At 58.1% G+C, this 10,493-nt stretch carries 8 protein-coding genes and 1 pseudogene; 4 read left to right on the top strand and 5 right to left on the bottom strand.

All coding sequences use genetic code 11. The annotated features are described in order from the left end of the window. Positions 1-89 precede the first annotated feature (89 nt). Both NW818_RS09030 and NW818_RS09035 read right to left on the bottom strand, forming a co-directional pair. Positions 90-455, bottom strand: a complete 366-nt coding sequence (locus tag NW818_RS09030) for a hypothetical protein (RefSeq protein ID WP_011433539.1) — start codon at positions 453-455, stop codon at positions 90-92. A gap of 37 nt (positions 456-492) precedes the next feature. Further along, the gene (locus NW818_RS09035) at positions 493-2,214 is read right to left on the bottom strand and encodes a hypothetical protein (RefSeq protein ID WP_414424358.1); all 1,722 of its coding nucleotides are present in this window, start codon (positions 2,212-2,214) and stop codon (positions 493-495) included. Positions 2,215-2,617: 403 nt separating this feature from the next. On the opposite strand from NW818_RS09035, the gene NW818_RS09040 reads away from it, so the two are divergent. Further along, positions 2,618-3,646 carry a LysR substrate-binding domain-containing protein gene (locus NW818_RS09040; RefSeq protein ID WP_414424359.1) on the top strand — a complete coding sequence of 343 codons (1,029 nt, stop codon included), beginning with the start codon at positions 2,618-2,620 and terminating at the stop codon, positions 3,644-3,646. On the opposite strand, the gene NW818_RS09045 is transcribed toward NW818_RS09040, so the two are convergent. Continuing rightward, the gene (locus tag NW818_RS09045) at positions 3,528-5,981 is read right to left on the bottom strand and encodes an ArnT family glycosyltransferase (RefSeq protein WP_414424360.1); all 2,454 of its coding nucleotides are present in this window, start codon (positions 5,979-5,981) and stop codon (positions 3,528-3,530) included. The two genes, NW818_RS09040 and NW818_RS09045, sit on opposite strands and share 119 nt — an antisense overlap. Positions 5,982-6,117: 136 nt before the next feature. Here NW818_RS09045 and NW818_RS09050 point away from each other — a divergent pair, with 136 nt between their 5' ends. From NW818_RS09050 to NW818_RS09060, 3 genes are all read left to right on the top strand, one after another. After that, positions 6,118-7,695, top strand: a complete 1,578-nt coding sequence (locus NW818_RS09050) for a cryptochrome/photolyase family protein (protein ID WP_414424361.1) — start codon at positions 6,118-6,120, stop codon at positions 7,693-7,695. A gap of 75 nt (positions 7,696-7,770) precedes the next feature. Further along, positions 7,771-8,313 carry a transcriptional regulator NrdR gene (nrdR, locus tag NW818_RS09055; protein ID WP_414374563.1) on the top strand — a complete coding sequence of 181 codons (543 nt, stop codon included), beginning with the start codon at positions 7,771-7,773 and terminating at the stop codon, positions 8,311-8,313. 263 nt (positions 8,314-8,576) lie between these two features. Then, positions 8,577-9,380 carry a hypothetical protein gene (locus NW818_RS09060; RefSeq protein ID WP_414424362.1) on the top strand — a complete coding sequence of 268 codons (804 nt, stop codon included), beginning with the start codon at positions 8,577-8,579 and terminating at the stop codon, positions 9,378-9,380. A 210-nt stretch (positions 9,381-9,590) separates the two neighbouring features. Here NW818_RS09060 and NW818_RS09065 read toward each other — a convergent pair whose 3' ends face one another. Continuing rightward, positions 9,591-9,812, bottom strand: coding sequence for an amidohydrolase family protein (locus tag NW818_RS09065; RefSeq protein ID WP_414407026.1), 222 nt, complete (start codon positions 9,810-9,812; stop codon positions 9,591-9,593). Positions 9,813-9,832: 20 nt separating this feature from the next. Further along, positions 9,833-10,354: pseudogene (locus tag NW818_RS09070) on the bottom strand (amidohydrolase family protein); the annotation flags it as partial. Between the last annotated feature and the right edge of the window lie 139 nt (positions 10,355-10,493).

Below are 10,493 nucleotides of genomic sequence, written 5' to 3' on the forward strand. Positions count from 1 at the left end.
TAATAAAAACCACGACTGCTATCAGCCCCTTTGATTCCGGTAACGCCGATCCCCGTCTCGATGAGGGAGAGGAGATAGGGCTCAAGCGCCTAAGTTTCGACTCTGTGGGCGCGCAAGAGCAAGTTGGTTCCCAAGTCCTCTTGGGCTGCCCAAAAGGCGCAAATCCACCACGAAACCTCGTCTTGGCGATAAATGCCACAGGTGAAAGGATAAGGTTGCAAAATATTCGCCATCTGCGCTAAGGCCGGAACTTCCGCCATGTAGTCGGCCCACACTTGGGGATCCAAGGCTTCGTAGGTGAAATCGGAAGGAAAGAATGTGCAACTGGATTCCAGGCTGGGCCGGTTGGTCAGCAACAATTGAGCAGGATCTGAGGATTCACAGCCCAAGCGATCCCCGATCTGAAAGGTCAGTTGAAACAGGCGGTTAATCAGATCAAATTGCTCAGGGCTCATAAGTTCAGAATTCCTAACTTTCAGATTGGGATGGGCGTTAGAGTTGACAGGTGCGACGGCTGCGCTCCAGCTCCGGCTCGATCCAGGAGAGGGCGAAGTGACTCACACAGGGCAACTGGGGGAAGCGGCGGGCCAGCTCTGCTGTTTGGGTTTCCAGGCTGGGGCGTTGCCGCTGGGCTTGTCCCCATAGACCGGCAATGGCCGGGCAGACAAAGGTTTGGGGAGAGGCCACAGCCAGGACCTGCTCCACCTGCTGCGCCACACAGGAGCTATCCTCGCACTTGGCATAGGCCATTGGGTGCCATTCCATACCCGGATCAAAGCGGTCCCAGGGTTGCAGACGAGCGTCAAACCCTTCTCCTACTGCTTGGTTGCCTTCTGGGAAGAAGACAGCCCCCACCGGGATCCCCAGCCTCTGGGCGGGTTGGGCGGCCTGCTGTAGATAATCGAGAACGCCGTAGCGGGCAAACTCGACGCTCAGCTGCCAAAGCTGCTGCTGCCAACGTTCTTGGCGAACGGCGGCGCTGGGGGTGGGGGAAGGGGCAGGAGTTGGTGCTGCTGCCTCAGAACTGGAATCCGCCGGTTTCTCCAGACTCTCTGGTAAATCTTTTGCAGAGGAAAGCTGATCCCCCTGCCAATTCCTGCTGGCCATGTCTTGGGCAGCCCAGTCCAGTAACTCTGGGGAAAGCGCCCATTTCTCGGTCGGGCTGGGCCAGGGATCCCCTGGCTGACGCCACCTGGGCTCTTCGGCATAGGTGGCATCCAGATGGAGAACATCTGCCACTGCAATGTAGCCCTGGCTTAGGTAGCGCTCCAGCAATGCCCGACCCGCCGGGTTTTCTGCCAAATTGAGGTAGGCTTTCCGGGCGGCCTCTCCGTGAATCCACAAGTCTCGGACGGTGGCCGCCACGCTGGATCCCCCTGAGCCACGCGGATAGCGAATGTAGTCGAAAAGGATCCCATCCGGCTGTCGCTGTAGGATGCGGCGGACCAACTCGGCAAAATCCCGCCGTGCCAAGGGATGAAAGGGATCCACAAATACCTCGCCAGGACTGCCCAGGTCTTCCGAAAGGGCTGTAGCGGGATCCAAGACGGTGGTGATGCCGCGACCGTTGCGGGCCAGGGCCACCTGTCGATCGGGCCGTTGTCCGTAGCTGTAGCCGAAATTGAGGGAAAACACCCAGGCATAGGCAGATAAGCCGCGGCGTCGCGCCGCCTTCAGAGCCAGATCCAACAAGTCGGCGTTGGGCTGTAAGCTGGGCCAGATCCCCCCTGCGCCATCCGGCAAAATAGAGCGACCATCGTAAAAGGTCTCGATAAAAACGCGGTTGTAGCCCAGGTTTACCACTTGGTCGAACACCTGATCCAACACGCCCGGATTGGCATCACAGGGATGCAGACGTACCCAGATGGCCTGGATCTGGGGCCAGCGTTGGCTGCGGCAGGCAATCAAGGCAGCGCCATGTTCGGCCAAAACTTGGGTGTACTCGGCCCAAGCAGCATTCGACTGGGCAGCCTGCTGGCGCAGTTGAGCCTTGCGCGCTACCTCCTCGGGCGGCTGTCGGCAGTAGGCGTCGAGCCGAGCAGCCAAGTGGGATCCCCTCTGTTCCGCACTGTCTACGGAACCAGAGCTGGGGAAAAGGGAATGGCCGGGCCACAAGAACTGAGCCTGGGCCGTGATTCCGGATCCCAGCAACATCAGCGCGCCCAGCACACCCGCAAGCCAGCGGCTCCCTTTGTTTTTTGGCAGTCTTAGCACCCTCAACCTCCACGAGAATGTCTGCGATCGTACTCTTCTCCTGCCCAGAGAGCGGCTATTGAAAAAAAACAGCCGCCCGTGCCCACACCGGCGCAATCCCTTGGCCAATCCCTATAGTTATTTCAATCTAGATTGAGACACCTTCTCAGCGCTCTGCGCCGCTTCTACAGCCACCTCTAATCCCTCTCCATCGGGGAGAGGGGAGTTGGGGAGTAGTGCAACAGAAATGTTTCATTCCTGTTTAGAATGACTAGACCTCCGATCCCAGTGGCAGGGGTTTGCTCTTCGGTTTTGCCCCTTTCGCCACTGTGACCGTTAGCCAGGTTCTCCTAGGGATCTCGCCAAAAGGCATAGATTAGCGCTTATGATTTAGTAGTAAACCTTTAGCTTTTCTTGATTGTCCATGAAGGCCATTACCCTGCATCAACTGCAAATCTTCGAGGTTGCCGCTCGTCACTTGAGCTTTACCCGCGCTGCAGAAGAGCTTTACCTGACCCAGCCCACGATTTCCATGCAGATCAAGCAATTGAGCAAAGCCGTGGGGTTACCGTTGTTTGAACAGGTGGGCAAGCGGCTGTATCTCACCGAAGCGGGGCAAGCTTTACACCAAACCTGCGAGAAGATTTTTGAACAATTGAATCAATTCGAGATGACCCTTGCCGACCTGAAGGGGCTAAAGCAGGGACGGCTGAGCATTGGAGTGGTCACCACTGCCAAATACTTTATACCCCGTCTGCTGGGGCCATTTTGTCAGCAGTATCCCGGCATTGACGTAGCTCTTAAGGTGCTCAACCGCCAGCAGGTTTTGGAGCGGATGAGCAACAACATGGACGATCTCTACGTGATGGGGATGCCGCCAGAAGATCTGGACGTGGTGGCACAACCTTTTCTGGAAAATCCTTTGGTGGTGATGGCCCCCATTCATCATCCGCTGGTGGGCCAAAAGGGGATCCCTCTGGCGCGCATTGCCCAAGAACCTTTTTTAGCCCGTGAACCCGGCTCCGGCACCCGCATGGCTGTAGAGCGGCTCTTCGACAAGCATAACCTGAAACTCAACATCCGCATGGAGATAGGCAGCAGCGAAGCCATTCGCCAGGGCATTGTGGGTGGATTGGGCATTTCGGTTTTGTCTCAGCATGTGTTGGCCTTGGGGGGATGGCAGCATCATCTGGCTATTTTGGATGTGGAAGAGTTTCCCATTCGGGGGTTCTGGCATTTGGTCTATTTGCGCTCTAAACGTCTTTCGGTGGTGGCCAAAGCTTTTGCCGACTTTCTTCTTTCCCAGGTTTCTCAAATGGAGCTGGACTTTGTGGCTAAAGAGCAGCACAAATCCAATTCAAATCCCAATCCAAATCCGCTTTCCGGCAAAGAGGCTGAAGCACAGCCGAGAGCTCTTGTCGCAACCCCCGGATCCCCTCAAAGTCGTGAGTGAACAATACTCGCAAAAACCCCAGGTAAGCCCGCGCCCACTCGTCTTCCGGATCCAGCTCGACGATCTGTTGAAAATGCAACTGAGCTGCTTCTGGTTGTAACAGCACCGCCAACAGCAAGCCCAGTTGGTAGTGGCTCTGGATTTGCTGGCTCAGTTGGCCTTGGGCAGCAGCCTGTTGCCATTCCCTCTCCAGCAATTGCCGAGCCAAGACGCGATCTGGATCTGTTAAAAAAGTCGGGTATTGCAGGGTTGTCCAGGCATTGAGATAAAGGGAGAGGGCCTGCAGATCCCCAGCGGCAGCAGCTCTGGCCGCCTCGCGGAGAGGAAACAAGGGATCCGTTACAAGGGGGGATCCCTCCTTCGGGAAGCTCGACAGGGATCCTCTCCAGGATTGGTGTAGGGAATGGCGGATCCCTTTGGGCAACTGCCATTCCAGGTGGAGAAGGCCACCTCTTGGGAAGTCGGTTGTGGGCAGCGTCAAGATCTCTTCCACCAGCCAGCCGCCTGTTGAGTTGAGCTGCAGGCGATTCTGCCCCAGCACCCAGGCCCGCTTCTCCAAAACCCGTCCTTGCCCGTCTTCCAGCCGCGCCCAAACCAGCGTCTGGGCCAAGTTCTGAGCTGGGCCTTGCCAGCGCAACTTCCAGGCCGGGATCCCCAGCTCCGACAGCGTCTCAACCTCCACCAGCTCCACCTCCCCAGCTTCCAGAGGCCACTCCTGTACCGTCACCTTTGAAAAGCGAGGGAAGTAAGTGTGCAGCCGACCCACCGTAGGCAACTCCACCGCCGGATCTTGTCGCCAGTCTGGGCTGCTGCGCAGGTGCTGCCGGATCTGCTCCTTAGTCGGGCCATAAGGGCCAATAATTCCCTGTTCCCCTTCGGCATCCACAAACCCATCCAGCAAGGAGAGCTCCAACTCCGGCCAGGGGGTTTGCCCAGCAGCGCGGAATGTAACCGGCCAGCGCTGAAGAGCCGCCAAGTAGGTGAGGGTTTCGGAAGAGATCAGCTCTGTATTGGGGAGAACCCCCAGCGTGGTGGTCAAGCCTGGCTGGATCAAGGATTGGATCCACTGCGTCAGCTCCTGTGTGGGGTGCTGCCCCTGCCAATGCATTTGGATCCCCGTCCACAGAGGAGCCACGCCTGGGGTAAGGGGCCGACCCAAATTGGCCAAGGCCAAGCAGCCCAGAACTAGCCCTGCACAGACTCCCCTTTGCAAAGCCCACGCACCCCAGCGTTCCTCCAACCACCGGCAAGCCTTTTGGATCCCGCCTGCTGATAACACGGCCAAGAGAGGCAGCAGGGGTAGGGTGAAGCGCACATCTTTGATGTCCACCAGGGTGTAGAGAAGGTAGCCGGAACCGTAGGTGGCCCACAAGACTGCCTCTCGCCTGTCCAGGGATCCCCACCCGCTCAGCAGCGGCAACCCACACAGAAAAGGGCTCATCTGCAGGGGCAGAAAGCGCAAGTAGGTGGTCCACCAGCACAGGGATCCCGCTGGGCAAGTGATGTAGTAGTGGGCAGTCTCGGCGTAAGCCCAGCCATTGCTGAGCACAAACAGCCAATTGGCCCCATACCAGGGCCAGCACAAAAGCAGCATCACACCCATCCCCAAGGCCAAGTGGGCCAGCCGCACCAACCAAGGGATCCCTTTCCACCACCCCACCGCTTTCCCAGAGCGCCAGAGGGCTTGACCTGCAACTCCCACCAAAGGCAGCAGCAAAAACAGCACCCCCGTCCACTTGGTGAGCAGCACCGCCGCCACCCCCGCCCCCACCCCCACCGCCCCCCACCAGGAAGGCTTCTCCCCATAGGCCCACAGCGCCCAAAACGCCAGCGTCACCGCCACCACCAGTGGCAGCTCCAGCATGTAGACATGGGCCAAAGCCGTGATCCCCGGATAGAGGAGCACCAACGCCGCCGCCAGCCAGCCCACTTCCCCAGAGCGATAGACCCGCTGTCCCAGCCGCTGCGTTGCCAGAACCAGCACCCCCAGCAACCCCAAGTTGAGCAACTGCCCGTCCGCCCGGCTGAACGGATGTAGAACTGCCAAGGGGATCCCCAGCCAATAGGCCAAAGGGGGGTAGCGCTGGTTCAAATGCAAAAACTGCTGCCCCCACAGCCCATCCCAGCGAAACCGTCCCAGGTGAAGCCCAAAAGCCTGCGCCTGCAGCAGATGCTGGGCCTCATCCCACGCCGGCGGCAAGGGATCCGTGCAGTTCCAGATCACCAGCAGCAGCAGGGCCACCATCCCCAGCCCGGCCCACCACCGCAGGAAAGGGATCCCCGGCCTGTGGGGTCTCTCCGGCAATGTCTCTCTCTCCTCGTCTGTACCGTTCATGCTTTGAAAACAATCCGCAGAGATTCAGCAGACATTGGGATCCCTTGCAACTGCCACCTGGCCTTGCCCCCCAGAGCTAAACTCAACCTGTGTCATTCTCAGCGCTCCTCCCATAGACCGAGAGCTTCAGCATCCCATGATCGCTCCATCTGCCGGCCCAGAAGGGGTTTGGATCCTTGCGGATCAACTCCACCCACAGCAATCCGCCCTCGCTTCCCTCTCGACCCTATCCCCAGACCGAGTTCCCGTCATTCTCATCGAATCTCACCGGTGGGCCAGCTCCCGCAACCACCATCAGCAGAAACTGGTGCTGGTCTGGTCGGCCATGCGTCACTTTGCCCAAGAACTGCAACAGCGGGGCTACCCGGTCACCTACGTGGAAGCCGACAGCTATGCCGAGCCCCTGCAAACCTGGGCCAAGCAGCATCAACTGCAGCAGATCCGCCTCATGCAGCCAGCTGATATTCCCATCCGGGAGGAGGTGGAAAATCTGAGATCCACCCTCCCTTGCCCCCTCCTGATCTTGGAAAACAACCACTTCCTCTGGAGTACTCGTCAATTTATCGACTGGGCCTCAGGTCGCAAGCGCCTGCTCCTGGAAGACTTTTACCGCGAAGGGCGAAGACGCTTCCGCATTCTCATGGATGGCCCCAAGCCCCTGGGCGGGCGCTGGAACTACGACCGGGAAAACCGCCATCCCCCCAAACCCGGAATGCGCTACCCCCAGCCCCTCACCTTCCCCCCCGACGCCATCACCCAGGCTGTCATCGCAAAAGTTAAGCAACACTACGGCCATCACTTCGGATCTCTAGAAGGATTTGGCTGGGCCGTCACCCGCGCCCAAGCCCTGCAAGTGCTTGATCACTTCATCCACGAGCGCCTGCCCCACTTCGGCCCTTGGCAAGACGCCATGCAAACTGGGGAAGACTTTCTCTACCACTCCCTGCTTTCCCCTTACCTTAATCTGGGCCTGCTCACCCCCCACGAAGTCATTGCCGCCGCCGAACGGGCTTACTATCAGGGTGGGATCCCCCTGCCCTCCGCCGAAGGCTTCATCCGCCAGATCCTGGGCTGGCGGGAGTACATGCGCGGCTTCTACGAATACCAAATGCCCAACGGCTATGCCCAGAACAACTTTTTTGGCCACCAGCGACCCCTGCCAGAGTTTTTTTGGACGGGCAAAACCGACATGGCCTGTCTGCAGCACACCCTGGATCAAATTCGCCGTCATGGTTATGCCCACCACATCCAGCGGCTAATGGTGCTCAGCAATTTCGCCCTCATCAGTGGCATTCAGCCCCAGGCAGTAGAAGCGTGGTTTCAGGATGTGTTTATCGACAGCTACGACTGGGTGATGCAGCCCAACGTCATCGGCATGGGCCTTTTTGCCGATGGGGGCATGCTCTCCACCAAACCCTATGCCGCCTCTGCTCAGTACATCCGCAAAATGAGTGACTACTGCCGCCATTGCCGCTACAATCCCAGCGAAAAGGTTGGCAAACAAGCCTGCCCCATCAATACGTTGTATTGGGACTTCCTGTTGCGTCAGCGATCCCTCTTAGCCCCCTTGGGCAGAATGAAATGGGTATTGATCCATTTGGATCGCATGGAACCGGAGCTGAAGGCCCAGATCCAGGCGCAAGCCGCTGCTTGGTGGGATCCCTTGCAATCTGCACTCGACGAACAGAGTCCATCTCATTTGCAACCTGTCTAAGCACCAGAAGATTAAGCATCCGGTAAAATTGAGGCACCCTCCTACCCACCTGTCGCTTTGTAAGGACTGCAAGCCATGAAATGTCCCCGCTGCAGCAAACAAGAAATCCGAGTTTTGGAATCTCGTTCGGCAGAAGGTGGCCAGAGTGTGCGGCGGCGGCGAGAATGCATGTCCTGTGGCTACCGCTTCACCACCTATGAGCGCATCGAGTTCATGCCCATCATGGTCATTAAACGGGATGGATCCCGCGAAAGCTTCAACCGCAACAAGATCCTGCAAGGGGTGATGCGTGCCTGCCAAAAAACCCCCGTCACCGTCAGACAGATGGAAGAGCTGGTCAATGAGATCGAAGAAAAACTGCAATTGGAAGATGCCCAAGAGGTAACCAGCCTGCGCATCGGCGAGATGGTGCTGGAGCGCCTGCAACACCTAAGTGAGGTGGCCTACGTGCGCTTTGCCTCCGTTTATCGCCAGTTTCAGGGTATAAAAGACTTTGTCAATGAGCTGGAACAGTTGGAACCACCTCTGCGACGGGATCTGGAGCGGCTGCTGCGGGACTCCTCTGCCTCAGATTCCGAATCTTCAGGCTCCCCGGACTTGGTGGGGGAGTATTCGTGACGTGGGAACGACAGCGCAAGCCGGCCCTCCCTGGAAGCAGCGGGGAAATGGCGCTTGTGGGCGGGAAAAATTGCTGTGAAGAGATCGCCCATTCCAAAGGCTTAGCGGTATGCTTGGGGTAGTAATTGCGGCTTACACTAACGCTAGAGCTGCACGCCTTTAGATTGCCGGTGTTCAGCACTATCCTTGGAGATCCCTGATATCTTGGATCCCTCTGTGTCAAGCTGTCCCAGCCCCCTGTCCTTCCGAGTCGATCCCAATTTATGCAATACGGTTTTCGGGGTTCTAGCCCCTCTGGCGCTCGCAACAGCAACAGTAACCCCAGTGGCTTTCGCTCCCCTGCCGCAATGGAGACGGGGCCAGGGGTGGTGCCGATTCAGGTGTATCAACAAGTGGCCGAAGAGTTGGAGTCTGCCCGTCAGCAGATAAGCCTGCTTTCCTCGGAAAACCAGCACCTGCGCGCTCTGCATCAGCAGTTGTCTGGAGAGCTCGCTGCCATCACCCGAGAGTTCCAGGGGCAATTGGGCCACACCCTGAAGCGCCTGCAGCAAATCAGCCTACGGCTTGCTGACGCAAATGGCCAGGCTGCCCAAGTTGCTGCAGCTTCTGAAGCCTCTTTCCAACAGAACAGCCCGACTGCCAATCCCGGCCAACCGGAAGCCCCTCCCAGCTACGATTTTTTGAATCGCCTCAAGCGCCGACAGGCCCGCAACGAGACCCCCTCCTTCTCATCCAACGGCTTTGCCCCGTCCTCCTTTGATTCCCTTCGCCACCCTTCCACCCACACCTCTGCCGAGCCCTACCCCCGCACTGGCTACCAGGTTCCTTCCCTGGACGAGTTGATGCAGGATAGGGGCGGCCCGGATCCCTATCTCGGCGAGGCAGACTCCTCAGCCTATTCCACCGGCATTTATCAGCGGGTACGGGAGCAACATCACGGATCCCAGGGCTCTGCCGTACTTTGGATGGCCGCTGCAGTCGTCTTAGTCATTGGATCGTTTGGGTTGGGATTTGTAGCCGTACAGCCGTTTTTGCGCAACAACCCACCGCCCGTGCAAGCACCCTGAGAGCTATTCACAGGATGCTCCAAAAGCCCGCTGGCGGGGTTAGGATGCCCCCAATGCGCTCCGCACCACTGACGAATGACCAGGGGTTATATCTGTGATCCAGGCTGTCGCTGCTCCTCTGACGCCTAACACATTCTTCGAGCATATGCCCGACGAGGGCCGCTTTGAGCTGTGCAATAGAGTCACGGTCAAAATGCAGCCCACAGGTTCTCACAAGCAGGTGACGAGCTTTTTGGCATAGCGGTTAGCGGTGCCCACGCGCAAATCCAGCAAGATCAAATCCGCTTTTTTGCCCACCTCCAAGCTGCCGATTTCCCCTTCCAGACCCAGACAGGCGGCACTGCCTTGTGTAGCCATCCACAAAGCCTGTTGCGCCGGCAGAGCAGCTCCATCCCCCGATCCCAACCGCTGCAGAAACACCGCCAACCGCATCTCCTCGATTCGATTTCTTCAGCCCCCACATGCACACAGTGGGCGGCCAAGGTCTGAGCACTCAGGGATCCCCAGCGTTTCAAACACTGCACCGGGGTCAATCCATAGCGAGCCTGTAGAGTTTCCACTCCCCGGCGAGTTTCCGCCAAGTGGGTGTGCAGCCCCACTCCATACCTTTGGGCTAGAGCGGATCCCTGGACAAAACTCTCAGGATGGCCAGAATAAGGAGCATGGAACCTGACCCAGATGTAAATTTGCCCCTCCCCGCGTCCATGCCAAACCTGGATCAAAGCCTCCGTGTCCGCCAGGGATTCTCCCACTCCCCTCGGTTCGTCGATCACCTGTGGGCTGAGGATCCCTCGTAACCCCGACTGCAAGCTCACTGCTGCTGCTAGATGTCGATAGATGCCAAGAGTAACTACGGATAGGGATCGTGAAGTTGGATTACATCCCCCCCTCTCCCATGCCGTACACGAAGACCGCTCTGGCAGAACGAGCCAACTGGTGTAGAGCAGGTAACATGGCAAGCTAATGGTCGACAAAACTGTTACCTCACTAGCTTGCCTTCACCCAATGGTGTCAGCTTTCAGGTAGAGAGGCTTGACGGAAGCCAACCCCCCTATTGATTGGGTTCCTCTTGATTGGGTTAGGGTGGTGGGCCTGGCACCGAGCTAGGTTGCC

This window comes from Synechococcus sp. R6-5 (assembly GCF_047461775.1).
Classification (GTDB): domain Bacteria; phylum Cyanobacteriota; class Cyanobacteriia; order Thermostichales; family Thermostichaceae; genus Thermostichus.